The following is a 22,558-nucleotide window of genomic DNA, read 5'->3' as shown; positions in this document are numbered from 1 at the left end:
AATCAGAGGGCCCATGAAACGCATCGTCATCGTCGGTATCGCGCTCGTCGCGTTCGCTTGCGTCGCGGCGGGCGCGCTTGCGCTGCGCGGCCTGTCCGACTTCGAGCTGAAGGGCGCGACCGTGTCGACGCTGACATTCCATGCGGGCGACGCCCACCTCGTCGGCACGCTTGCGCTGCCGGCGCACGCCCCCGACGCGCCGATCGCGCTGCTCGTGCACGGCGACGGGCCGCGCACGCGCTTCGCGGACGACGCGATGCTGCCGCTCGTCAACAGCCTGCTCGACGCCGGCATCGGCGTATTCGCGTGGGACAAGCAGGGCACCGGCCGCAGCAGCGGCGACTGGCTCGCGCAATCGATGCAGGACCGCGCGAACGAAACGGTCGCCGCGATGGCGCGCGTGCGCGCCGCGGCCGGCCCCGCGCACAAGATCGGCCTGCTCGGCTTCTCGCAGGGCGGCTGGGTGATTCCGCGCGTGGCGAATGCGGTGCGGCCCGCGTTCTCGGTGATCGTCGGCGGCGCCGTCAACTGGCGCCGCCAAGGCACCTACCTGACGCGCCAGCAACTCGCGGCAACGGGCCTGCAGCCGGATCGAATCGATGCGACACTGGCCGCCGAGCGACGCGAGAACGACGCCATCTTCGGCCGGGCGGACGCGCCGGCCGATCCGGCCCGGCGCCCGGACATCGAGCCGCGCCGCTTCGGTTTCATCGCGCTCAACTACCTGGAAGACGCATCGCAGGCGCTGGCGACGATGCAAGGGCCGGTGCTGGCCGTGTGGGGCGCACTGGACCGCAACGTCGATCCGGCCGACGAGGCGAATGCCTATGCGCACGCCTTCGGGAACCGGCCCGACCGGCGCGTCGTCGTGGTGCCGGGCGCGACGCATGCGTTGCTGCGCGGCCGCTGGTTCGACTATCAGCTCGAGTCCGACTGGCCGAAATGGAAGACGTGGCTGTACATGGCGCTCGGGCGCCACGCGTACGCACCGGACACGCTCGGTCCGATCGAGGCGTGGATCCGGTCGCAGTGAACGCGTGCGCCGCGCGCGCCGCCGCACATGGAACAGGCATCAGGCAATATCGGTCGCGCCCGCTCGCGCGATCGCATCAAGGAGAGGTTTTCAATGTATTCGTGGTTTGAACGGCGCCTGCCGACTTTCCCGCTCGAAGATCCCGTCACGCCGCCGAAGGGATTCTTCTCGTTCGTCTGGGCGTGCACGAAAGGCGCGCGCGGCTGGCTCCTGCTGATCGCGCTGACGTCGGCCGCGCTGGCCGCGTACGAAGCCGCGCTGTTCGCGATGATGGGGCACGTGGTCGACTGGTTGTCGTCGTCGACGCCGGCCGAATTCGGCGGTCGCCACTTCGGCGCGCTCGCGGGCTTCGCGGCGATCCTCGCCGGCAGCGCGCTGTTGATCGCACTGCACACGATGGTCAAGCACCAGGTGCTCGCGATCAACTTTCCGATGCGGTTGCGCTGGCTGTTTCACCGGCTGATGCTCGACCAGAGCCTGTCGTTCTATGCGAACGAGTTCGCGGGCCGCGTGACGACCAAGATCATGCAGACCGCGCTCGCGGTGCGCGACGCGCTGTTCATGTCGGTCGACGTCGTGATCGGCGTCACCGCCTACCTGATCGGCATCCTCGTGCTCGCCGCCAGCTTCGACTGGCGGCTGATGATTCCGCTCGCGCTGTGGGCGCTCGGCTACGGCGCGGCGTGCGCGTATTTCGTGCCGCGTCTCGGTGCGGTCGGCAGCCGGCAGGCCGACGCGCGCGCGCTGATGACGGGCCGCATCACCGACGCGTATTCGAACATCACGACCGTGAAGCTGTTCTCGCATACGCGGCGCGAAGCCGACCACGCGCGGCGCGCGATGGAAGCGTTCAAGGCGACCGGCGACGCGCAGATGCGGCTCGTCAGCGCGTTCGAGATCGTCAACCACCTGCTGTCGACGCTGCTGCTGATCGGCTCGGCCGGCCTCGCCCTCGTGCTGTGGATGCACGGCGAGGCGAGCGCGGGCGTGGTCGCGGCCGTGATCGCGATGGCGCTGCGCCTGTCGAGCTATTCGCACTGGATCATGTGGGAAATGACCGAGCTGTTCGAGAACGTCGGCACGATCCAGGACGGCATCAACACGCTGACGAAGGTGCGCAGCGTGGTCGACGCGCCCGATGCGAAGCCGCTCGTGGTGCAGCGCGGCGAAATCGTGTTCGACAACGTGCAGTTCGCGCACGAGGACAACGATCGCGCGGTATTCGACGGGCTGAACCTGACGATCCGGCCGGGCGAGCGCATCGGCCTGATCGGCCGCTCGGGCGCCGGCAAGTCGACGCTCGTGAACCTGCTGCTGCGTTTCTACGACGTCGGCGGCGGCGCGATCCGGATCGACGGGCAGGACATCGCGCACGTGACGCAGGACAGCCTGCGCGGCGCGATCGGGATGGTCACGCAGGATACGTCGCTGCTGCACCGGACGATGCGCGAGAACCTGCTGTACGGCCGCCCCGACGCGACCGAGCGCGAGATGCGGGACGCGGCCGTGCGCGCGGAAGCGTCCGAGTTCATCGACCGGCTGCGCGACCGCCACGGCCGCAGCGGCTACGACGTCGAGGTCGGCGAGCGCGGCGTGAAGCTGTCGGGCGGCCAGCGGCAACGCGTCGCGATCGCGCGCGTGATGCTCAAGGACGCGCCGATCCTCGTGCTCGACGAAGCGACCAGCGCGCTCGATTCCGAGGTCGAAGTCGCGATCCAGCGCAGCCTCGACAGCCTGATGAGCGGCAAGACGGTGATCGCGATCGCGCACCGGCTGTCGACGATCGCCGCGATGGACCGGCTGATCGTGCTCGACGAAGGGCGCATCGTCGAGGAAGGCACGCACCAGCAGTTGCTGCAGGCGGGTGGCATTTACGCCGCGCTGTGGGCGCACCAGAGCGGCGGGTTCCTCGGGGAGACGGCGGAAGCGGAAAGCGTCGAGCAGTAGCCGGAACCGCTGTGGCAACATGGCGGCACGGCGATCGCGGGTGGGCTTCACCGCGATCGCCTACCCGCCGGCAGGACGCCATCGCTGCTTGCCGCCGCCCGACCCGGAATCAAGGAAACTCCGTGAACACACGGCCGGATATCGCCACTGCGCTCGACGCGCCCGATTCGGTGCTCGACGAAGACGAGCAGCGCTTCGTGCATCAAATCCGCCAGCACGGGTGGTTCCGCACGGAAGTGTTCGCGGAAGACGACCAACCGGGCTTCTCGTTCACGACCGGGCTGTGGGTCAACCACGGCTTTCCGGAAATCATCGTGTTCTCTCTGCCGGCGCGCCTCGTCCATGACGTGCTGTGGGGCGTCTACCGAAAAGTCGCGGCCGGCACGCCGCCGCCGGTCGGGGAAGTCACGTCCGCCGTCTACGGCAACGCGAACGCGCTGCTGATGCCGGTCGAGCCAGCGCATTACGAAGCCCATCTCGGCTGGAACCGCTGGTTCTACGGCAACGACGCGTTCCCGTGCGTCCAGTTGCTGTGGCCCGACCGCAACGGGATTTTTCCGTGGCAACCGGAAGCGGACGATGCATTGAACGCGGCGCAGCCGCGCCTGTTCGCATCGGGCGACGAGCGCCACTGACCCGCGGCGCCGGATCGCACCGCACGGCCGCGATGCACGAGCCCTCCGCGCGCCGCTCGTCAATCCGTTGCGCACGCACCCATCGCCGCGCCGCCTCATAACGATCCGACAATTTATTGGTTCCCTTGACGATGCGCCGTCCGTATCGTTCACCGATTCGTCAGACCAATCGACCAACGGGGGAATTCAACAATGAAACAGATCCGGTCATTCGCGTTGCTCGCGCTGCCGGCCGCGCTCTTCGTCGCGGGCGCCCACGCACAAAGCAGCGTCACGTTGTACGGCATCGCCGACGCGGGCATCGCGTACGTCCACAACGCGCAGAACGCGAACGGCAGCAACGCGTCGAACCTCGTCAAGTTCGGCAGCGGCAACCTGTCGGGCAGCCGCTGGGGACTGCGCGGCATCGAGGATCTCGGCAGCGGCCTGTCCGCGCTGTTCCAGCTCGAGAACGGCTTCAACATCGGCACCGGCGCGCTCGGCCAGGGCCAGCGCGAATTCGGCCGCAAGGCCGTCGTCGGCCTCGCGAGCAGCACCTACGGCACCGTGACGCTCGGCCGCCAGTACGATCCGATCGTCGATCTCGTACAGGGCCTCACCGAAGACAACTACTTCGGCGGCGTGTTCGCGACGCCGGGCGACCTCGACAACTACGACAACAGCCTGCGCGTCAGCAACTCGGTGAAATACACGAGCCCGCTGATCTCCGGCTTCCAGTTCGCCGCGCTGTACGGCTTCGGCGGCGTCGCGGGCGCGACCGGCAGCGGCCGCACGTACAGCTTCGGCGCGAGCTACGCGAACGGCCCGCTGTCGCTCGGCGCCGGCTACTTCTACGCGAACGGCGGCACGACGCTCGCCAATGGCGTGCGGACGTGGTCGAGCAGCTCCGACACGCTGTTCAACACCGTGATCAACCAGGGCTTCTCGAGCGCGAAGTCGATCCAGATCGTGCGCGCGGCCGGCCAGTACGTCGCCGGGCCGGCGACCTTCGGCCTCGCGTACTCGAACACGCAATACGGCGCGGACACGCTGTCGGCGTTCAACCGGAACGCGAAGTTCAACAACGGCTCGGCGTTCTTCAACTGGCAGTTCACGCCGGCGCTGCGCGCGGGCGTCGGCTACAACTACACGTCGCTGACGGGCCCGGCTTCCGCGCACTACAACCAGGTCAACCTCGGCGCGGACTACGCGCTGTCGAAGCGCACCGACCTGTATGCGCTGTTCGGCTACCAGAAGGCGAGCGGCAACACGCTCGACGCGAGCGGCGCGACCGTGAAGGCCGCCGCATCGGTCGGCGCGTACGGCGTGAACTCCGGCACCGATACGCAGGAGCTCGCGATCGTCGGCATCCGCCACAAGTTCTGATCGTCCCGGCGCACGACGATCGCCGCAGGCGCGCACCACGAGGCGCGCCTGCTGCGTTTACACTGTCCATCTTCACGTTCGTCACGACACAGGGAGCCCGCGATGCTGACGGTATGGGGACGACGCAACGCGTTCAATGTCCAGAAGGTGATGTGGCTCGTCGACGAGCTCGCGCTCCCGCATCGGCACGTACCGGCCGGCGGCGGGTTCGGCGTGCTCGATACGCCCGACTTCCTCGCGATGAACCCGCACGGGCGCATCCCGGTGATCGACGACGACGGAACCGTCGTCTGGGAATCGCACAGCATCCTGCGCTACCTCGCCGCGCGTCACGGGCGCCCGGGCTTCTGGCGCGACGATCCCGCCGAGCAGTCGCGCGCCGACCGCTGGATGGACTGGGCGCAGACGACCCTGCAGCCGGCGTTCCTCAACGGCGTGTTCCGCGGCTACTACCGCACGCCGCCCGAGCAACGCGACACCGTGCGCGTCGAACAGAGCATCGCGCAATGCGCGCAGTATTTCCGGCTGCTCGACACCGTGCTGGCCGGGCAGCCGTTTCTCGCGGGCGACGCGATCACGCTCGCCGACATCGCGGTCGGCACGCACCTCTACCGGTATTTCGAGCTCGATATCGCGCGACCCGACGTGCCGCACGTCACGGCGTGGTATGAACGATTGAAGGCGCGGCCTGCGTATCGCGCGCACATGATGATCCCGTTCGACGAGCTGCGCGGCAAGCTCGACTGAGCGGGTGCGAGGCCGGTCGCATCGGCATGTCGCGTACTGCCTGATTTCCCGCCTCTCGCTTCGGCAGGTCGGGACACCGATGAAGATGGCTGACGCCCGCGGCGGTCGATGCCGGGATCAGCGCGTAGCGTGGCGCTGGGCAACGCAATAAACGGCCGCCGCCGTGATCCCGAACATCAGATGAGCGATCAGCGTGATCGTGTCGCGAACCGCGATGAACCACGGAAAGATCGTCGTGAACCCGTACAGGTTCACGCCGTACAGAAGGAGCCCGAACACGCCGCCGGCGAGTAACGCGGGCCCGAACGACAGGCGCCGGATGACACGTACCAGCACGGCCGCATAGGCCACCGAAAGCACCGCATGCACGAGCGTCGCCACGCCCATGACCAGCGGATCGAACCCGCCGGGCGCACCGAGCACGCGCGGCCCCATCACGATCGCGGCCGTGAGGCGCGCGTCGCGCAACAGGTTCCGGACGGCGTCATCGCCGCTCATCGCCCAGAGCAGCAACTCGATGACGGTCGATGCGATCGCCGCGCCAACCGCCGCGCAGAGAATCGGGACCGCACTCGCTCGTTTCAATGGTCGCCCTCGTGGCGAACGAGTCGACGGATCGAGGCGGCCGCCATGCAATATGGCTTACGCCCCTTCACAGTCCGACCAGTACGCGAACGGATCACGATGTTTCGGATAGTGCTCGTCCAGCCATTTCAGCAGCGTCGCCCGCGCATTGTCGATGTCGGCCTTCAACGACGACGTCGTCAGTTCGTGCAGTTCGATGGACTTTTCCCGATCCATCACGAAGCAGTTCCAGTCCGGGCCGTCGAGATCCGGATCGTCGGATGCCTTCGACGACTTGCTCCAGCCGAAACGCTTGCGCGCATCGATGTAGTAGCGCGGATGCACCTTCAGATACGACATCTCGCCGCCCTGCAGGCTGCTCTCCGCGCGCAGCACGTCGCGCTCGTCGACGATCTGCGTGACTTCCGGAAGCCGGCGCGAGCGCCATCCGGCGGGTAGCGTCGCCACCGCACGGACGCTGTCGTAGGTGCCCCACTCGAGGCCCCACGCTTCGGCCATGCGCTTCATGAACGCGTCGGCGCTCGGATAACCGCGCAGCTGGATGCGGGTCGACAGCGTGACTTCCACCCCGCCGCGACCGCCGGATGCGCTCGACACCTCGTCGTCCGCTTCGAACGGATTGCCCGGACGCGGCGATTCGCGCTTCGCGTCCGCAGGCGCCAGGCCGGAAAAAAGCTGATCCAGCGCCGCACGCGCCTTCGACGATTTGTCTGGTCTATTCATCGGTTCCCTTTTGTGCAAATTTGAACCCGTACTGCAATGGTTGGTGATTGGCCCATCCGCTGGCCAAAGGCGCGATTCTGCCTCACTCCGGCAATCTCGCCGTTTTCCGCGGCTGCATTGTAACGATTTGGCGGTAGCGGCAGAACGAACGGGACACGCGGGCCGCGGCGCCCGCCTGCGCGAACCGCAACGGACGCGCTACCGCAGCGCCTTCACCATGCGCTCCATCAACGCGAGGACCTCCGGCCGATTCTCGCCCTTCGCATGCACGAAGTGATAGCTGAGCAGCGAATCGACCTCGTGACGGCTCACGCGCACGAGTGCGCTGCGCTGCAGATACGCATCAGCAAGCGGCGTGCGCGCGAGCGCCACGCCGAGCCCGGCTTCGGCGGCCGCCAGCACGAGGTTGTAATCCTCGAACCGGCGATCCTGCGCACGCGGCTTGAACGGAATGCCGAGCGCATCGAACCACGTACGCCAGCCGGTCACGTCGGAATCGTGCAGCAACGGCATGTCGAGCAGCGCCGCGTCGCCTGTTCCTCGGCGCATCCTTGCCAGTTGCGCGGCGAGCCGCGGATGCGCGACCGGATACAGCCGTTCCGGCATGAACTGGCGGGTTTCGAGCTGACGCCAGTTGCCGCGACCGTAACGGATCGACAGATCCGCTTCGCCGCCGGCGATATCCACGTTGCGCAGCTCGATGCCGAGTTCGATGCGCAGCGCGGGCGCTTCGCTTTCGAGCGCGGGTTGCCGCTCGAACAGCCACAGCTGCGCGAATGCGGGCACCACACTCATCCGGACGAGTCGCGGCGTGCGCGGCGAACGCCACTGATCGGCCGCGCTGTCGATGATCGCGAACGCCTGCTCGATCCGGCCGACGAAGCGCTGCCCGTCCGGCGTCAGGCGCACGCCGCGCGCATGCCGCTCGAACAGCGCCATCCCGAGCCAGTTTTCGACGGCGGCCACCCGTCGGCTGATCGCACCGTGCGTGACGCCGGAGACGTCGGCAGCCGCGAGAAACGACCCTTCGCGCGCCACCGTGCAGACCGTCTCCAGGCTCGCGAGCGGCGGCCGCGGGACCGGCATCGACGCGGCGGCCGCCAGCCCGCCGGCCATCTGGCGCACCCGCGCCGGACCGCCGGCGCGCCGCGCGTCCGAGCTGTGAGCCATATTCATATCCGGGTGTTGATCTGTGCGCTAGCTTAGCATCTCGGCACACCGCACCATTGCCGCATGAATACCGTTTCGTCACCGACGTCGCGCAGCGCGCGACAACCGCTCGTCGCGGCAGCCGCGGTTGCGTTCACGATCGTCTCGTGGGCGTCCGCGTTCCCGTTCATCCGCATCGGCCTGCACGGCCTCGCACCGCTGCAGCTCGCGGCGGCGCGCTTCGCGACCGCCGCGTTGGTCGTGATCGCATGGCTCGCGTGGCGACGGCCACCGCGGCCGACGAAAGCCGATGCGTGGCGCTTTCTCGCGTGCGGCCTGCTCGGCATCGCACTCTACAACGCGCTGCTCAATACCGGCGAACAGACCGTGTCGGCCGGCGCCGCGAGTTTCATCGTGAACACGCTGCCGATCTTCACCGCGTTGCTGGCCGCCGTGTTCCTGCGCGAGCGCTTCAATCGCTGGGGCTGGCTCGGTTCGCTGGTCAGCCTGGCCGGCATCGCGGTGATCGCGCAAGGGCAGCCCGGCGGCCTCGTCCTGGGCTCGGGAAGCACGCTGATCCTCGGCGCGGCGCTGTGTTCGGCCAGCTATTTCGTGCTGCAGCGGCGGCTGATCCCCGTGTACGGCGCGCTGCCATGCACCGCGTACACGCTGCTGGCCGGCGCGGTCCCGCTCGCGCCCTGGCTGCCCGGCGCGCTCGTGTCGCTCGGCGGCGGATCGCGCGATACGGCGCTGGCCGTCGTCGTACTCGGTGTCTTTCCCGCCGCGCTCGGTTACGCCACCTGGACCTTCGCGCTCGGCTACTTCGGCGCGGCGCGCGCGGCCAGCTTTCTCTACCTGACGCCGGCGGTCGCGACGCTCCTGTCGGTGGTGCTGACGGGCGAGCGGCCGGGCATCGCGACGGCGTGCGGCGGCCTGCTCGCGATTGCGGGAGTGATCGTCGTCGCGTTGCGCGGACGTGCCTAGCTGAAGTCGAGCCGGCAGCGAATTGCGCGGCTGACGCGACGATCCGACGGCAGAAGCGAGCCGGTCCCAAAACGCCTCGGCTTCTGCCGATCCGGATGAACGGTTCGGCCCGTGGAATCGGCACCCACTCGTGGGCGCGCGCCGAACCTGACCGTTAGTTGCATAAAAACGGAGATCGCGCTCGATGCGGCACGACGGATGAAACCGGGTACACGATTCTCGCGTGACCAAACTGTGCAGACAAATCGACCGAACAGTTCCCGATTGACCGCGCGTCAGTGTCCATGGCTTCGCCCCGGCGACCGGCCGAATAATGGATGCGGCCGTAAGGCCGACGACAGCGAATCGCAGCCTTCGGGCCGCCGCAGCGCACGATTTCCGGCATCCGGCATCTTCGATCTCCGGCGCCGACCCGTGTCGCGCCGGCCCGCTACGGGATTCGCCGCAGCGCGCAAAACCGGCTTCAGATATATTCATATGAATTGCACCGCGTCGGGTACCGGCCTGCCCGCTCGCCCGGGCGGCACGTCATGCGGCCCGGCGCGATGCAAGTGAAGCCCGTGAGGGTATGGAGACTCGTCCGATCGCCCCGGCCCCGCAGCCGGCCGGTCGAGACGTCAATAGAAAGACATTCAATTCGGAGATGGCAGATGGAACGAAGCACTGTCGGCATGCGCTGCAAACCCCTGATCACCGTTGCACTGGCCGCCGCCGCGTTCGCGGCCGCGTCGACCGCGCTGGCCGACCAGGTCGTGAAGATCGGCAGCGTCGAACCGACGACGGGTGGCATCTCGCACCTCGGCAAGGACAACGAGAACGGCGCGCGCCTCGCGGTCGAGGAAATCAATGCGAAGGGCCTGACGATCGGCGGCAAGAAAGTCACGCTGCAACTCGACGCGCAGGATGACGCGGCCGACCCGCGCCAGGCCACGCAGGTGGCGCAGAAGCTGGTCGACGACAAGGTCGTCGCCGTGATCGGCCACCTGAACTCGGGCACGTCGATCCCGGCGTCGAAGATCTACAGCGACGCGGGCATCGTGCAGATCTCGCCGTCGGCCACGAACCCGACCTACACGCAGCAAGGCTTCAAAACGACCTACCGCGTCGTCGCGACCGACGCGCAGCAGGGCCCGGCGCTCGCGAGCTATGCGCAGTCGAAGGGCGTGAAGAGCGTCGCGGTGATCGACGATTCGACCGCGTACGGCCAGGGCCTCGCGAACGAATTCGAGAAGAAGGCGAAGGCGCTCGGCCTGAAGGTGCTGTCGCACGACGCGACCAACGACAAGGCGGTCGACTTCCGCGCGATCCTGACGAAGATCAAGGGCGAGAACCCCGACGCGATCATGTACGGCGGCATGGACGCCACCGGCGGCCCGCTCGCGAAGCAGGCGAAGCAGCTCGGCCTGCGCGCGAAGATCCTGTCCGGCGACGGCGTGTGCACCGACTCGCTGGCCGAGTTGGCCGGCCCGGCGGCCGACAACGTGCTGTGCTCGCAGGCAGGCGCTGCGCTCGAGAAGATGCCGGGCGGCGCGGACTTCCTCGCGAAGTACCAGAAGCGCTTCAACCAGGGCATCAAGTTCGATGCGCCGTTCGCGTATGACGCGGTCTATATCGCGGTCGACGCGATGAAGCGCGCGAATTCGACGGACCCGGCGAAGATCCTCGCGGCGATGCCGGCGACCAAGTACGACGGCGTGATCGGCACGACGACGTTCGACGCGAAGGGCGACCTGACGCACGGGATCATCTCGATCTACGGCTACAAGAGCGGCAAGAAGACCTTCCTCGACCAGGTGAAGATGTAACCCGACGCGGCGTCGGCACGACGGGAACGCCACCCGTCGGCGCCGGCGCCGCGCGGGCCGGATTCTGATTCACGGAGACGAAGCATCATGTGTGCAATGGCGTATGCGGAATTCCAACAGGAGTTGAAGAAGGCGCAGTTGACGGCGCGCGAGTTCGCCCGCCTGATCCGGATGAACGAAAGTTCGATCACCAACTATTCGAGCAAGGGCACCGTCCCTTCCCACCTCGCGGTCATCGCGAAACTGATCGGCACGCTGGCCGCGCACGAGATCGACTTCCGGCGCGTGATCCGGCAAATGCGGATCGAGCCGAAACGGCCGCGCGGCGTCGGCGTGTTTCCCGCCGCGGAAAAACCGCGTCCGCGGAAAGCGGCGAAAGCCGACGCCTGACCCCCGCCGGCCAGGTCGAAAGCGGCACGGGGACGGCCGCTCGACGCGCGATCGACGTGCCCTGACGGGCCGCACCGCTACCGCATCACCCTACCGCGCGCACATGATCGAGCAGCGCCTGCAACGGATGGCGCACCTGCTTCGACGACAGGCGTTTCACCTGGCTGCGACACGAATACCCGGTCGCCAGCGCCTCGCCCTCCTGCTCCGGCCCGTCGACGTGCGCGGCCCACGACTGCGCATAGATCGTCTTCGACGTCGCGAGATTACGCGCCTCGTGCCCGTACGTGCCCGACATCCCGCAACACCCGGTCGCCTGAACCTGCAAGCGCAACCCGCGACGCGCGAACACCTGCGCCCATTGCTTGCCGCTGTCCGGCGCATTGGTCTTCTCGGTGCAGTGCGGCAGCAACCGATATGAAACCGTCGCCCTGCCCGCACCGGCTTCCGGCAACGCGCCCAGCAGCCACTCCTGCGGCAGCGCGACGGTCGGCACATCGGTGAGTCCCGTCACCTTCAGGTATTCCTGCCGATACGTCAGCGTCATCGCCGGATCGAGACCGACCAGCGCGACGCCCGAGCGCGCCAGTGCGGCCAGTTGCGTCGCGTTGCGGATCGCCGCCTTCGCGAATGCGTGAAGAAAGCCCTGCACGTGCAGCGCCTTGCCGTTCGGCGCGAGCGGCGCGAGCCACACCTGGAAACCGACGCGCGCCGCCAGCTCGATCAGCGTCGCCAGTTGCTCGGTATCGAAATAGCGCGTGAACGTGTCCTGCACGATGACGACGCTGCGCGCGCGCTGCGCCTCGCTCAGTGCGGCGAGCGCATGCGGATCGGCCGGCTTCACGTTCCATGCGCGGATCACGGCCGCGAGATCGAAGCGGCTCAGCAGCGGGCTGTCGACCATGCCGACCTGGCGCTCGAGCAGCGTCCTTACCCAGCCGGCGCCCATCAACCCGTTGTACAGCGCGGGCACGCGCGCCATCCACGGCATCGTGAATTCGAGCGAGCCGATCAGGTAATCGCGCAGCGGTCGCAGGTAGCGCTGGTGATACAGCTCAAGAAAGCGCGAGCGAAACTCGGGCACGTTCACCTTGACCGGGCACTGCCCCGCGCACGATTTGCATGCAAGACATCCGGCCATCGCGTCGTACACCTCGTGCGAGAAATCCGCGTCGCGATGACGCGCGTTGCGGCTGTTGCGCCAGCGCTCGGCCAGACCGCGCAGCAACGGCTGCCGCGTGCGCGCCGTCGCGACGACGTCGACGCCGGCCTGCCCTTGCAGGCGCAACCATTCGCGCATCAGCGACGCGCGCCCCTTCGGCGACTGCACGCGTTCGCGCGTCGCCTTCCACGACGGGCACATCGCGTCGTCGGGATCGAAGTTGTAGCACGCACCGTTGCCGTTGCAATGCATCGCGGTGCCGTAGCTCTGCCACACGCGCTCGTCGATCTGCCGGTCGTGGTCGCCGCGCGTCGGCACCTCGTCGATCTTCAGCAGCCGCAGCGTGGGGGCCGGCGGCGTCGCGATCTTGCCCGGGTTGAACTGGTTGTGCGGATCGAACGCGGCCTTCAACTGCTGCAGCGACGGATACAGCTCGCCGAAAAACGCCGGCGCATATTCGGAGCGCACGCCCTTGCCGTGCTCGCCCCACAGCAGGCCGCCGTGACGCTGCGTGAGTTCGGCCACCGCATCCGACACCGGCCGCACCAGCGCCGCCTGCTTCGGGTCCTTCATGTCGAGCGCCGGGCGCACGTGCAGCACGCCCGCGTCGACGTGGCCGAACATCCCGTACTGCAGCCCGTGGCCGTCGAGCAGCGCGCGAAATTCGGCGATGTACGCGGCGAGGTTCTCCGGCGGCACCGCGGTGTCCTCGACGAACGGTTGCGGACGCGCTTCGCCCTGCACGTTGCCGAGCAGGCCGACCGCGCGCTTGCGCATCGCATACACGCGCTTCACCGCATCGTCGCCGGCCGCCAGCGTATGGCCGAGACGCTCCACGCTCGTATCGGTGCGCAGATGCTCGACGAACGCGCGCACCTGCGCATCGACGTCGTGTTCGTCGTCGCCGCTGAATTCGATCAGGTTGATGCCGAGCGTCGGACGCGCGTCGTCCTGCGGGAAATACTCGGCCACGCTGCTCCACACGAAGTCCTTCATCGCGAGCATCAGCACCTTCGAGTCGACCGTCTCGATCGACAGCGGCCGGTGTTCGAGCAGCGCGCGCGCGTCGCGCAGCGCGTCCATGAAGCCCGCGTAACGCACGTTGACCAGCACCGAAAACTTCGGGATCGGCAGCACGTTGAGCTTCGCCTCGACGACGAAGCCGAGCGACCCTTCCGCGCCGCACAGTACGCTGTTCAGGTTGAAGCGGCCGTCCGCTTCGCGCAGGTGCGCGAGGTCGTAGCCGGTCAGGCAGCGGTTGAGTTTCGGAAACTTCGCGTCGATCAACGCGGCCTTGTCGTCGCGGATGCGCCGCGCGGTGCGATATACCTTGCCGACGCGGTCCTGCCGCGCGCAGCGGCGCTCCAGTTCTGCTTCGTCGAGCGCGTCGCTGTGCAGCCGCTCGCCGCCCATCAGCACGAAATCGAGTTCGAGCACGTGGTCGCGCGTCTTGCCGTACGTGCAGCTGCCCTGCCCGCTCGCGTCGGTGTTGATCATCCCGCCGACGGTCGCGCGGTTCGACGTGGACAGCTCCGGCGCGAAGAACAGCCCGTGCGGCTTCAGCGCCGCATTGAGCTGATCCTTGACGACGCCCGCCTCCACGCGCACCCAGCGCGCTTGCGCATTGATTTCGAGGATCCGGTTCATGTTGCGCGACAGGTCGACGACGATGCCGTCGGTCAGCGACTGCCCGTTGGTGCCGGTGCCGCCGCCGCGCGCGGCCACCGCGACGTCGCGGTGCGCGGGCTCGGCCAGCAGCCGGGCCAGCAGCTGGACGTCATCCGCGTGCGCGGGGCAGATCACCGCTTGCGGCAGGCGCTGGTAGATCGAGTTGTCGGTGGCCTGCACGGTCCGGTTCGCGTGGTCCGCGCGGATTTCCCCGGCGAAGCCGGCGGCCTGCAGCGCGACGAGAAAATCGCGGTAAACGGTCGTGGACGGGCTGGCGGGACGGGGCAACGGGACGATCGACATGGGGCAAAGGCGCAATGTGGGTGGGGCCGGCCGGTTCGCGCACGCCAAAACATGATTTTTTGGCAAGTTTCCGCTCGACCGGGAATTCCAGTATCTTTGGATATTCCGTCAGAAACAAACGAATTCTTATCCGGCGAAGCTTGCATAAAACTCATGAATTACCGTCGCCTCACCCCGTCGATGTCGCTGCTGCTCGTGTTCGAGGCCGCCGCCCGGCATGAAAGCTATACGCGCGCGGCCGACGAGCTGTCGCTGAGCCAGAGCGCGATCAGCCGGCAGGTCCAGACGCTCGAGGATCAGCTCGGCGTGCCGCTGTTCCGGCGTGAAGGCCGTTCCGTCAAGCTCACCGAAGTCGGCCGCCGCTACTTCGCCGAGCTGAGCGGCGCGCTCGGGCGCATTCGCGGCGCGACGCTGCAGGCGATGTCGCATCAAGCCGGCGCCGGCACGCTGCGGCTGGCCACCCTGCCGACGTTCGGGTCGAAATGGCTGCTGCCGCACCTGCACGGCTTCTACGCCGCGCATCCGGGCGTGACCGTGCACCTTCATTCGCGGATCGGCGCGCTCGATTTCCTCAACGACGACCTCGACGCGGCGATCACCGTCGGCGCGGGTGACTGGCCGGGCCTGCACGCGCACCGGCTGTACAACGAGTTCCTGATCGCGATCGCGCCGCCCGACACCGGCGGCCGCCGCAAGGCCGACGCGCGCACGCCGGCATGGGCGGCGAAGCAGACGCTGCTGGGCGTGACGAGCAATCAGCAGGCCTGGGCCGAGTGGTTCTCGCACTATCGGCTCGATCATCGCCAGATGCGGATCGGTCCGAGTTTCGAGCTGACGTCGCACCTGATCCAGGCCGTGCGCGCCGGAATGGGGATCGGGCTGGTGCCGAAGGTGCTGGTGGAGGATGAATTGAGCCGCGGCGAACTCGACTCGATCGGTGACGCGATCACCAGCCAGCGCAGCTATTACCTCGTCTATCCGCCGGGCAACGAGACGCTGCCGTCGCTCGTCGCGTTCCGCGAATGGCTGCTGACGTCGTGCTGACGTGCCGCCCGTAGCGGGCTTCAGGCACGCCACTCGCCGAGGATCTGCTCGGCCAGGTAGTCGCACGGCGGGCGCGCAGACTGCGCGCTGCGCGCGAGCACGACCTCGAGTTCGCCGAGTGACGGCAGCCCGTGGCTCTCCGACAGCTGCAACAGGTGATCGGGCACGCAGCAGCGCGCGAGCGGCGCGATGGCGAGGCCGGCCTCGACCATGCTGAGCAGCCCGAGAAAGCTCGGGCTTTCGTATGACATCCGGTACGGAATCTTCCGCCGGTTCAGCGCCTTGATCGCATGATCGCGCGCCATGCTGCCGTGCGAGAACAGCGCAACCGGCAGCGGCCGCTCTTCCCACACGTTGCGCTTCGCCGATCCGGTCCAGACGATCGGTTCGAGCCGGATCAGCTCGCCGGACACGCCCTTGACGCGGGTCAGGCACGCGAGGTCGACCGTGTTGTCCTTCAGCATCGGCACGAGCGCGCTGCTCGGCTGGCCGATCACGCGCACTTCCACACGCGGATGCATCGCGGCGAACTTGCCGAGCACCTGCGGCAGCAGCGACGAGATGTAGTCGTCGGGCACGCCGATCGTCACACGGCCGCGGATCTCCGGGCGCACGACCGACGCCCACGCCTCGTCGCGCATCGCGAGCATCCGGCGGCCGTAGTCGGCGAGCATCCTGCCGTCGTCGGTCGCCGTCACGTTGCGCGTGTCGCGGATGAACAGCGGCTTGCCGAGCGCGTCTTCCAGCGTCCTGATCTGCATGCTCACCGCCGACGGCGACCGATGCACGGCCTGCGCGCCCTGCGCGAACGATCCGGAATCCGCGACGGCGACCACCATCGCGAGCACATCGAGGTCGAGCTTCTTCATGTCGATTCAGAAAAACTGATCAATCGATTCAGTTTATCCCGTTTTACTGTTCATCTCCATCGCCGGACAATGCATTCCGTCGGCACTCACTCGATGCAGGAAGCAGAAAACATGCATACGTCCGGATCGCTCTACGGGTTTCTCGTCATCGGCGGCATGCTCGCGGTGACGCCGGGGCCGAACATGGTCTACGTGATGTCGCGCTCGATCGCGCAAGGGCGGGCGGCCGGACTCATTTCGCTCGCCGGCGTGATGATCGGCTACCTGTTCTACATGTTCGCCGCGGCGTTCGGCATCACGACGCTGTTCATGAGCGTGCCCTATGCGGGCAGCGTGCTGGGCGCGGTCGGGGCGACCTATCTGCTGTACCTCGCATGGCAGGCGGTGCGGCCCGGCGGCCGCTCGCCGTTCGAGGTGAAGACGCTGCCGAACGAGCAGCCGCTGCGGCTGCTCGCGATGGGCGCGACGACCAGCGTGCTGAACCCGAAGCTCGCGATGCTGTTCGTGTCGCTGCTGCCGCAGTTCATCGACTACGGCCAAGGCAGCGTGTTCGGCCAGTCGCTGTTTCTCGGCTCGCTGCTGATCGCCGCATTCGCGTCGGCCAACGGGCTGGTGGCGATCTGCTCGGGCAGCCTGGCGACGTTCCTGCACGGCCGCCCGGCGCTGCTGCTCGCGCAGCGCTGGGTGATGGGCATCATCCTCGGCAGCCTCGGCGTGCAGATGGTGATCGAAGCATCGAAGCTCGCGGGCGTCGCGTGAGCGTCACGCCGCCGCACGCTCCCGCACGGTCGCGGGCCGCGCGCGTGCGGCGGACAAGCAGCGTAAGCGTCACGCGGCGATGGCCTGCCGCTGCGCCTCCAGTTCGCGCACGAGCGGCAGCACGCGCTTGCCGAAGTATTCGACTTCCTCGATGAAGTGCAGGAACCCGGCCAGCACGAGATCGACGCCGATTGCCTTCAGGGCGACGATCCGCTCGGCGATCTGCTGCGGCGTGCCGATCAGGTTCGTGCGGAAGCCGTCGTTGTACTGCACCAGATCCTCGAACGTCGACTTCGCCCAGTTGCCCTCGCCTTCGGGCGACGCCTTGCCGGCCTGCTTCACCGCATCGCCGAACGCGTGCACGGCCTCGACGTGCGCATGCCGGATGATGTCGTCGAGCACGGCCTGCGCTTCTTCCTCGGTGTCGCGCGCGATCACGAACGCGTTGACACCGATCCGCACGCGATGGTTGTTCGCGGCCGCCTTCGCGCGGATGTCGTCGATCTGCGGCTTCAGGTTCTCCGGCGTATTGCCGTTCGTGAAATACCAGTCGGACACGCTCGCCGCGTTGTCGCGCGCCGCGCGCGAGCTGCCGCCCTGGAAGATTTCCGGATGCGGCTTCTGCACCGGCTTCGGGCTCAGCGTGTAATCGTTGAAGCGATAGAAATCGCCCTTGAACGTGAAGTTGTCCTGGGTCCAGATACCCTTGAGCGCCTGGATGAATTCCTTCGAGCGCCGATAGCGTTCGTCGTGCTCGAGCCACGGCTCGCCGATCGCGGTGAATTCGCCCTTGAACCAGCCGCTCACGACGTTGATCGCGATGCGCCCGTTCGAGATGTGGTCGATCGTCGCGAGCTGTTTCGCGACCACGGCCGGATGCCAAGGCCCCGGCAGGATCGCGGCGAGCACCTTGAGCTTCGTCGTCGCATGCAGCAGCGCCTGGCTGAACGACACCGACTCGTGCTGGTATTCGGCGCCGTAGCCGGCCGTGAAGCGGATCTGGCTCAGCGCGTAGTCGAAGCCGGCCGCCTCGGCCGTGCGCGCGAGTGTCTGGTTGTACTCGAGGCTCCAGTCGGTGCGCTGCTCGATCGTGCTGACGACGAGGCCGCCGCTGACGTTCGGCACCCAGTACGCGAATTTGACGCCGTCGGCGGAAGGGTCGGGAAGGCTCATGAAGGTGTCCTGGTCGAAGGGGAAACGAAAAAGCGGCTTACGCGGCCGCGACGGAAGGCGCGGGCGCGCGCAGTTGCGGCACCGCGCGGTCCACGGCGAGCGCGATGCGCTCGCGCAACGCCGCACTGGCGATCTGGTACTGGTCGAAATCGCTTTCGGACGCGTACACGCCGATCGGCAGCGTGCGCGCCTGGAAGAAGCTGAACAGCGGGCGCAGTTGATGGTCGATCACGAGCGCATGCCGCTCGCTGCCGCCGGTAGCCGCGAGCAGCACCGGCACGTCGACGAGTGCGTCGTGGCGCACGAGATCGAACAGGTGCTTGAAGAGGCCCGTGTACGACGCGCGATACACCGGGCTCGCGACGACCAGCGCATCGGCCGTCTCGATCGTGCGGATCAGCGCGTCGAGATCGGCCGGTACCTGCGCACGCGTCAGCGCGCCGGCCAGCCGGCTGCCGATCTCGCCGAGTTCGATCAGCCGCGTCTCGATCGGCAGCGCGGCGCCCAGCGCCGTGACGATCGCGTCGGTCAGCGCCAGCGTGCGCGACGGCCGCTGCAGGCTGCCCGATATCGCGACGACGTTGAGGGTGTGGCTCATGCAATGCGTTCCCGTGGTGAAGCCGCGTGTCGATGCGGCGATACCGGTTCGGGTCAGCAAGGAGCGTGCCATCGGCATGGATGCGCGAAAGAAATCTCGTCCGGATAACGAAATTTCTTGTCATCGCCCGCCGGCACTGGCGCGCCGCCAAATGCGCGATGCTGGCAAGCGTTGCGACGCGCGTGTCACATCGATATTCCGCGACGCGATGAACGGGATGCAGCGGGTCTGCTGATGTGCTGCTGATCAGGCAGCAACGCATCACGCGCGATAGCGTCGAATTCGACGTCTCGACGTCGCGGCACCGCCGCTCTGCCGCGCCATTGCGGGTTCCGCAGCAATCGCACTTTGGTTATCAGAAATCGATGCTTTTCGCGCGCGGCGAAACGTTCAACACTCTGCTGACCACGCAGCAGCCGGACCGCGGCGCCCGCCGGCACGGGCGCGCTCGGCCCGGCCATCCAACGGTTCATCGCCATGACTTCGATTTCCGCATCGCCACGCCCGCTCAATCTTCGTATCGTCGCCGCATCGCGCGACCCGGCTGCACGGCAGGCCGCGGCGCCGGTGCTCGCGCTGCCCGAACGTCACGCACCGTCCCGCGCGCAGGCGCAGGTGTTCGCCGACCCGCGTTCGCTCGCGCTGCTCGAACAGGTTCGCCGCGTCGCGCCGAGCGACGCGAACGTGCTGATCGTCGGCGAGACGGGCACTGGCAAGGAACTGATCGCCCGCCGCGTGCACGCGCTCGGCGCCCGTCGCGACGGACCGTTCGTCGCGGTGAACTGCGGCGCATTCTCCGAAACGCTCGTCGACAGCGAACTGTTCGGCCACGAAAAAGGCGCGTTTACGGGCGCGTTGAGCGCGAAGCCCGGCTGGTTCGAAGCCGCGAACGGCGGCACGCTGTTTCTCGACGAAATCGGCGACTTGCCGCTCGCGATGCAGGTCAAGCTGCTGCGCGTGCTGCAGGAACGCGAGGTCGTGCGGCTCGGTTCGCGCACGGGCATTCCGGTCGACGTGCGTGTGGTCGCGGCGACCAACGTCGACTTGCAGCAGGCGGTCGCGGCCAGACAGTTTCGCGGCGACCTGTTCTACCGGCTCAACGTCGTCCAGCTCGCGGTCCCGCCGCTGCGCGAGCGGCCGGGCGACATCCTGCCGCTCGCGCGGCACTTCTTCGACGTTTACCGCGACCGGCTCGGCGGCGGGCCACACCGCCTCGATCCGCGCGCCGAGCGCCGGCTCCACGCACACGACTGGCCCGGCAATATCCGCGAACTGGAGAACGTGATCCATCACGCGCTGCTCGTGAGCTGCCACGACACGCTGCAGGACACTGACCTGCACATCGCGCCGCCGTGTCCGCCGACCATCGCCGCGCCCGCGGCCCATTCGTCCGCCGACGCACAGGCGGCGCTCGAACACGCGCTGCGCGACCTGTTCGACGACGGGCACGGCAATCTCTTCGAGCACATCGAGGACACGGTCATGCGCGTCGCGTTCGAATTCAGCCATCGCAACCAGATCCGGGCCGCGCAGTTGCTCGGCATCAGCCGCAACGTGCTGCGCGCGCGGCTGATTCGCGCGAAGGCGATCACCGCGCTGAAGTAGCGGCGCCCGGCTCCCGGCGCACGCCGCCGTTCCGCCCCGGCGCCATGACGCCATCGCGCCGCGATCCGCGCCGCAACGTCCGAACCTGATGTATCGTGGCGCGAAGCGTACGCTTCGTTGCCCGCCCCGCACCGGTCGTCGGTCATGCGATCGGCTGCGACAGGCAACGGCTCGCGCACGATGCTCCGCAACACGAAAGCCGTCCGGCGCCCGTGCGCGCCCGGCCGAGCCCCGTTCACCCGTCCGGAATCCTTCGCCATGAAAAAGCTTGTGAACCGCCCGTCCGACGTCGTGCGAGAAATGCTGGAAGGCATCGCGCGACAATCGCCGCATCTCGCGATCCTCGGCGACGAGCACGTGCTCGTCCGCCAGCCGCTGCCCGAGCCGTCGCAGCGGCCGGTCGCGGTCCTGTCCGGCGGCGGCAGCGGCCACGAACCCGCGCACGGCGGCTATGTCGGCGAAGGGATGCTGAGCGCGGCCGTGTGCGGCGAAGTGTTCACGTCGCCGTCGACCGACGCCGTGCTCGCCGCGATCCGCGCGAGCGCCGGCCCGAACGGCGCGCTGCTGATCGTGAAGAACTACACCGGCGACCGGCTCAATTTCGGGCTCGCCGCCGAGCTTGCGCGTGCGGAAGGCATTCCGGTCGAAACCGTCATCGTCGCCGACGACGTGTCGCTGCGCGGCCGCGTCGAGCGCGGCCAGCGACGCGGGATCGCCGGCACCGTGCTGATCCACAAGCTCGCGGGCGCCGCCGCCGCGCGCGGGCTGCCGCTGGCCCGCGTCGCGAGCATCGCGCGCGACGCGGCGGCCGAGCTCGGCACGATGGGCGTCGCGCTCGACGGCTGCACGATCCCGGGCGCCGACAAATCGGGCTTCAGCCTCGCCGATCACGAGATCGAGCTGGGCCTCGGCATCCACGGCGAGAAAGGCGTCGAGCGCCGCGCGCCGCTGCCGGCCGATGCGCTGGCCGATACGCTGCTGTCGAGCATCGTCGCCGATCTCGTGCTCGACCGCGACGAACGCGTCGCGCTGTTCGTCAACGGTCTCGGCGCGACGCCGGACATGGAACTCGCGATCGTGCTGCGCGCCGCGTTCGACAACCTGAGCCGGCGCGGCATCGTCGTCGCGCGCGCGTGGGCCGGCACGTTCCTGTCCGCGCTGAACATGCCGGGCTGCTCGATCTCGGTGCTGCGGCTGAACGACGAACGCGCAGCGCTGCTCGACGCGCCGACGCAGGCGCGCGCGTGGCCGGGCGGCGGCCTCGTGAACACGCGGATTCGCGTGGCCGCGGCCGCGTCGCAGGACGCGCCGCCGCCGCCGCTCGATGCGGCCGGCCGCGCATGGGCCGCGCGCCTGCAACCGGCGCTGCACGCCGTGGCGCAGACGCTGATCGATCACGAGCAGATGCTGACGGATCTCGATGCGGCAGCCGGCGACGGCGATCTCGGCGCGAGCATGCGGCGCGCCGCGCACGCGATTCTCGAACTACCCGACACCGCGTACGGCACGCCGTCCGGTGCGCTCGCGGCGCTCGGCGCCGCGTTGCGCCGCGCGATCGCCGGCAGCTCCGGGCCGTTCTATGCGACCGCGCTGCTGCGCGCGTCGCGCCGGCTGGCCGATCTCGCCGAGCCGTCGCCGCGCGACTGGGCCGCGGCATTCCGCGCGGCGGTCGATGCGATCGGCGAACTCGGCGGCGCGCAGGCAGGCGACCGGACGATGCTCGATGCGCTGGTGCCGGCCGTCGATGCATTCAGCCGTGCGCTCGACGGCGATCGCGATCCCGCGAGTGCCTGGACGGCGGCCGTGGAAGCGGCCGAGCGAGGCGCGGAGGATACGGCGCGCATGACGCCGCGCGCGGGACGGGCCAGCTATCTCGGCGAGCGCGCGATCGGCACGCCGGATGGCGGGGCGGTGGCCGTGTCGTACTGGTTGCGGGCGTTGCTGCCGCACGTGCGCTGAACGGTGGCGGCGCGCGCGTCAGCCTGGCGTGCGCGCGTTCTTCCGCCCCGACACG

At 68.2% G+C, this 22,558-nt stretch carries 20 protein-coding genes; 12 read left to right on the top strand and 8 right to left on the bottom strand.

The window, feature by feature from the left end; translation table 11 throughout:
- The first annotated feature begins 13 nt into the window (after positions 1 to 13).
- The 5 genes from H0X90_RS00495 (at position 14) to H0X90_RS00475 (ending at position 5,727) form a co-directional block, all read left to right on the top strand.
- Positions 14 to 1,033: a S9 family peptidase gene (locus H0X90_RS00495; protein WP_059721477.1), complete on the top strand. Its 1,020-nt coding sequence runs from the start codon at positions 14 to 16 to the stop codon at positions 1,031 to 1,033.
- 93 nt (positions 1,034 to 1,126) lie between these two features.
- The gene (locus H0X90_RS00490) at positions 1,127 to 2,980 is read left to right on the top strand and encodes an ABC transporter ATP-binding protein (RefSeq protein WP_034203892.1); all 1,854 of its coding nucleotides are present in this window, start codon (positions 1,127 to 1,129) and stop codon (positions 2,978 to 2,980) included.
- Positions 2,981 to 3,102: 122 nt separating this feature from the next.
- Positions 3,103 to 3,615, top strand: coding sequence for a DUF4262 domain-containing protein (locus tag H0X90_RS00485; protein ID WP_102898725.1), 513 nt, complete (start codon positions 3,103 to 3,105; stop codon positions 3,613 to 3,615).
- A 192-nt stretch (positions 3,616 to 3,807) separates the two neighbouring features.
- Positions 3,808 to 4,980 (top strand): porin, encoded by a 1,173-nt coding sequence (locus H0X90_RS00480; protein ID WP_077056913.1) that lies wholly within the window; start codon positions 3,808 to 3,810, stop codon positions 4,978 to 4,980.
- Positions 4,981 to 5,082: 102 nt separating this feature from the next.
- Positions 5,083 to 5,727: a glutathione S-transferase family protein gene (locus H0X90_RS00475; protein ID WP_077190534.1), complete on the top strand. Its 645-nt coding sequence runs from the start codon at positions 5,083 to 5,085 to the stop codon at positions 5,725 to 5,727.
- Positions 5,728 to 5,844: 117 nt separating this feature from the next.
- On the opposite strand, the gene H0X90_RS00470 is transcribed toward H0X90_RS00475, so the two are convergent.
- From H0X90_RS00470 to H0X90_RS00460, 3 genes are all read right to left on the bottom strand, one after another.
- Positions 5,845 to 6,312 (bottom strand): sodium:proline symporter, encoded by a 468-nt coding sequence (locus tag H0X90_RS00470; protein ID WP_077190532.1) that lies wholly within the window; start codon positions 6,310 to 6,312, stop codon positions 5,845 to 5,847.
- Between the two features lie 57 nt (positions 6,313 to 6,369).
- Positions 6,370 to 7,035, bottom strand: a complete 666-nt coding sequence (locus H0X90_RS00465) for a hypothetical protein (protein WP_006490963.1) — start codon at positions 7,033 to 7,035, stop codon at positions 6,370 to 6,372.
- A gap of 198 nt (positions 7,036 to 7,233) precedes the next feature.
- Positions 7,234 to 8,211 (bottom strand): LysR substrate-binding domain-containing protein, encoded by a 978-nt coding sequence (locus H0X90_RS00460; protein WP_077190530.1) that lies wholly within the window; start codon positions 8,209 to 8,211, stop codon positions 7,234 to 7,236.
- Between the two features lie 57 nt (positions 8,212 to 8,268).
- On the opposite strand from H0X90_RS00460, the gene H0X90_RS00455 reads away from it, so the two are divergent.
- From H0X90_RS00455 to H0X90_RS00445, 3 genes are all read left to right on the top strand, one after another.
- Positions 8,269 to 9,168, top strand: coding sequence for a DMT family transporter (locus H0X90_RS00455; protein WP_077190528.1), 900 nt, complete (start codon positions 8,269 to 8,271; stop codon positions 9,166 to 9,168).
- 650 nt (positions 9,169 to 9,818) lie between these two features.
- A complete protein-coding gene (locus H0X90_RS00450; protein ID WP_059721482.1) occupies positions 9,819 to 10,973 on the top strand; it encodes a branched-chain amino acid ABC transporter substrate-binding protein in 1,155 nt (384 codons plus the stop codon).
- A gap of 87 nt (positions 10,974 to 11,060) precedes the next feature.
- Complete coding sequence (locus H0X90_RS00445; RefSeq protein ID WP_006490931.1) at positions 11,061 to 11,363, top strand: hypothetical protein; 303 nt, start codon at positions 11,061 to 11,063, stop codon at positions 11,361 to 11,363.
- An 85-nt stretch (positions 11,364 to 11,448) separates the two neighbouring features.
- On the opposite strand, the gene H0X90_RS00440 is transcribed toward H0X90_RS00445, so the two are convergent.
- Positions 11,449 to 14,496 carry an FAD-binding and (Fe-S)-binding domain-containing protein gene (locus H0X90_RS00440; RefSeq protein WP_077190527.1) on the bottom strand — a complete coding sequence of 1,016 codons (3,048 nt, stop codon included), beginning with the start codon at positions 14,494 to 14,496 and terminating at the stop codon, positions 11,449 to 11,451.
- Positions 14,497 to 14,649: 153 nt separating this feature from the next.
- On the opposite strand from H0X90_RS00440, the gene H0X90_RS00435 reads away from it, so the two are divergent.
- On the top strand, positions 14,650 to 15,540 hold the full coding sequence (locus tag H0X90_RS00435; protein ID WP_006497880.1) for a LysR substrate-binding domain-containing protein: 891 nt from the start codon (positions 14,650 to 14,652) through the stop codon (positions 15,538 to 15,540).
- Between the two features lie 20 nt (positions 15,541 to 15,560).
- On the opposite strand, the gene H0X90_RS00430 is transcribed toward H0X90_RS00435, so the two are convergent.
- Positions 15,561 to 16,409 (bottom strand): LysR substrate-binding domain-containing protein, encoded by an 849-nt coding sequence (locus tag H0X90_RS00430; protein WP_006490930.1) that lies wholly within the window; start codon positions 16,407 to 16,409, stop codon positions 15,561 to 15,563.
- A gap of 111 nt (positions 16,410 to 16,520) precedes the next feature.
- On the opposite strand from H0X90_RS00430, the gene H0X90_RS00425 reads away from it, so the two are divergent.
- On the top strand, positions 16,521 to 17,168 hold the full coding sequence (locus H0X90_RS00425) for a LysE family translocator (protein WP_077190525.1): 648 nt from the start codon (positions 16,521 to 16,523) through the stop codon (positions 17,166 to 17,168).
- A gap of 69 nt (positions 17,169 to 17,237) precedes the next feature.
- Here H0X90_RS00425 and sfnG read toward each other — a convergent pair whose 3' ends face one another.
- The 3 genes from sfnG to H0X90_RS00410 form a co-directional block, all read right to left on the bottom strand.
- A complete protein-coding gene (gene sfnG, locus H0X90_RS00420) occupies positions 17,238 to 18,341 on the bottom strand; it encodes a dimethylsulfone monooxygenase SfnG (protein ID WP_077190523.1) in 1,104 nt (367 codons plus the stop codon).
- A gap of 37 nt (positions 18,342 to 18,378) precedes the next feature.
- A complete protein-coding gene (gene msuE / locus H0X90_RS00415; RefSeq protein ID WP_006490935.1) occupies positions 18,379 to 18,939 on the bottom strand; it encodes an FMN reductase in 561 nt (186 codons plus the stop codon).
- A gap of 185 nt (positions 18,940 to 19,124) precedes the next feature.
- A complete protein-coding gene (locus H0X90_RS00410) occupies positions 19,125 to 19,418 on the bottom strand; it encodes a hypothetical protein (RefSeq protein WP_006490946.1) in 294 nt (97 codons plus the stop codon).
- On the opposite strand from H0X90_RS00410, the gene H0X90_RS00405 reads away from it, so the two are divergent.
- Positions 19,417 to 20,544, top strand: coding sequence for a sigma-54-dependent Fis family transcriptional regulator (locus H0X90_RS00405; RefSeq protein WP_077190521.1), 1,128 nt, complete (start codon positions 19,417 to 19,419; stop codon positions 20,542 to 20,544). The genes H0X90_RS00410 and H0X90_RS00405 overlap by 2 nt on opposite strands.
- 258 nt (positions 20,545 to 20,802) lie before the next feature.
- The gene (gene dhaL, locus H0X90_RS00400) at positions 20,803 to 22,503 is read left to right on the top strand and encodes a dihydroxyacetone kinase subunit DhaL (RefSeq protein WP_059721484.1); all 1,701 of its coding nucleotides are present in this window, start codon (positions 20,803 to 20,805) and stop codon (positions 22,501 to 22,503) included.
- The last annotated feature ends 55 nt before the right edge of the window (positions 22,504 to 22,558 follow it).

This window comes from Burkholderia sp. 9775_39, from assembly GCF_015712225.1.
In the GTDB taxonomy this organism is placed as follows: Bacteria; Pseudomonadota; Gammaproteobacteria; order Burkholderiales; family Burkholderiaceae; genus Burkholderia; species Burkholderia cenocepacia.
This window is presented reverse-complemented; position numbering and strand designations above follow the sequence as displayed.

What these genes read in the sequence shown, in the direction of transcription:
- H0X90_RS00495 (WP_059721477.1), top strand. Translation starts at nt 14, where the DNA reads ATGAAACGCATCGTCATCGTCGGTATCGCGCTCGTCGCGTTCGCTTGC.
- H0X90_RS00490 (WP_034203892.1), top strand. Translation starts at nt 1,127, where the DNA reads ATGTATTCGTGGTTTGAACGGCGCCTGCCGACTTTCCCGCTCGAAGAT.
- H0X90_RS00480 (WP_077056913.1), top strand. Translation starts at nt 3,808, where the DNA reads ATGAAACAGATCCGGTCATTCGCGTTGCTCGCGCTGCCGGCCGCGCTC.
- H0X90_RS00475 (WP_077190534.1), top strand. Translation starts at nt 5,083, where the DNA reads ATGCTGACGGTATGGGGACGACGCAACGCGTTCAATGTCCAGAAGGTG.
- H0X90_RS00465 (WP_006490963.1), bottom strand. Translation starts at nt 7,035, where the DNA reads ATGAATAGACCAGACAAATCGTCGAAGGCGCGTGCGGCGCTGGATCAG.
- H0X90_RS00460 (WP_077190530.1), bottom strand. Translation starts at nt 8,211, where the DNA reads ATGAATATGGCTCACAGCTCGGACGCGCGGCGCGCCGGCGGTCCGGCG.
- H0X90_RS00455 (WP_077190528.1), top strand. Translation starts at nt 8,269, where the DNA reads ATGAATACCGTTTCGTCACCGACGTCGCGCAGCGCGCGACAACCGCTC.
- H0X90_RS00450 (WP_059721482.1), top strand. Translation starts at nt 9,819, where the DNA reads ATGGAACGAAGCACTGTCGGCATGCGCTGCAAACCCCTGATCACCGTT.
- H0X90_RS00445 (WP_006490931.1), top strand. Translation starts at nt 11,061, where the DNA reads ATGTGTGCAATGGCGTATGCGGAATTCCAACAGGAGTTGAAGAAGGCG.
- H0X90_RS00440 (WP_077190527.1), bottom strand. Translation starts at nt 14,496, where the DNA reads ATGTCGATCGTCCCGTTGCCCCGTCCCGCCAGCCCGTCCACGACCGTT.
- H0X90_RS00435 (WP_006497880.1), top strand. Translation starts at nt 14,650, where the DNA reads ATGAATTACCGTCGCCTCACCCCGTCGATGTCGCTGCTGCTCGTGTTC.
- H0X90_RS00430 (WP_006490930.1), bottom strand. Translation starts at nt 16,409, where the DNA reads ATGAAGAAGCTCGACCTCGATGTGCTCGCGATGGTGGTCGCCGTCGCG.
- H0X90_RS00425 (WP_077190525.1), top strand. Translation starts at nt 16,521, where the DNA reads ATGCATACGTCCGGATCGCTCTACGGGTTTCTCGTCATCGGCGGCATG.
- sfnG (WP_077190523.1), bottom strand. Translation starts at nt 18,341, where the DNA reads ATGAGCCTTCCCGACCCTTCCGCCGACGGCGTCAAATTCGCGTACTGG.
- msuE (WP_006490935.1), bottom strand. Translation starts at nt 18,939, where the DNA reads ATGAGCCACACCCTCAACGTCGTCGCGATATCGGGCAGCCTGCAGCGG.
- H0X90_RS00405 (WP_077190521.1), top strand. Translation starts at nt 19,417, where the DNA reads ATGACTTCGATTTCCGCATCGCCACGCCCGCTCAATCTTCGTATCGTC.
- H0X90_RS00410 (WP_006490946.1), bottom strand. Translation starts at nt 19,418, where the DNA reads ATGGCGATGAACCGTTGGATGGCCGGGCCGAGCGCGCCCGTGCCGGCG.
- dhaL (WP_059721484.1), top strand. Translation starts at nt 20,803, where the DNA reads ATGAAAAAGCTTGTGAACCGCCCGTCCGACGTCGTGCGAGAAATGCTG.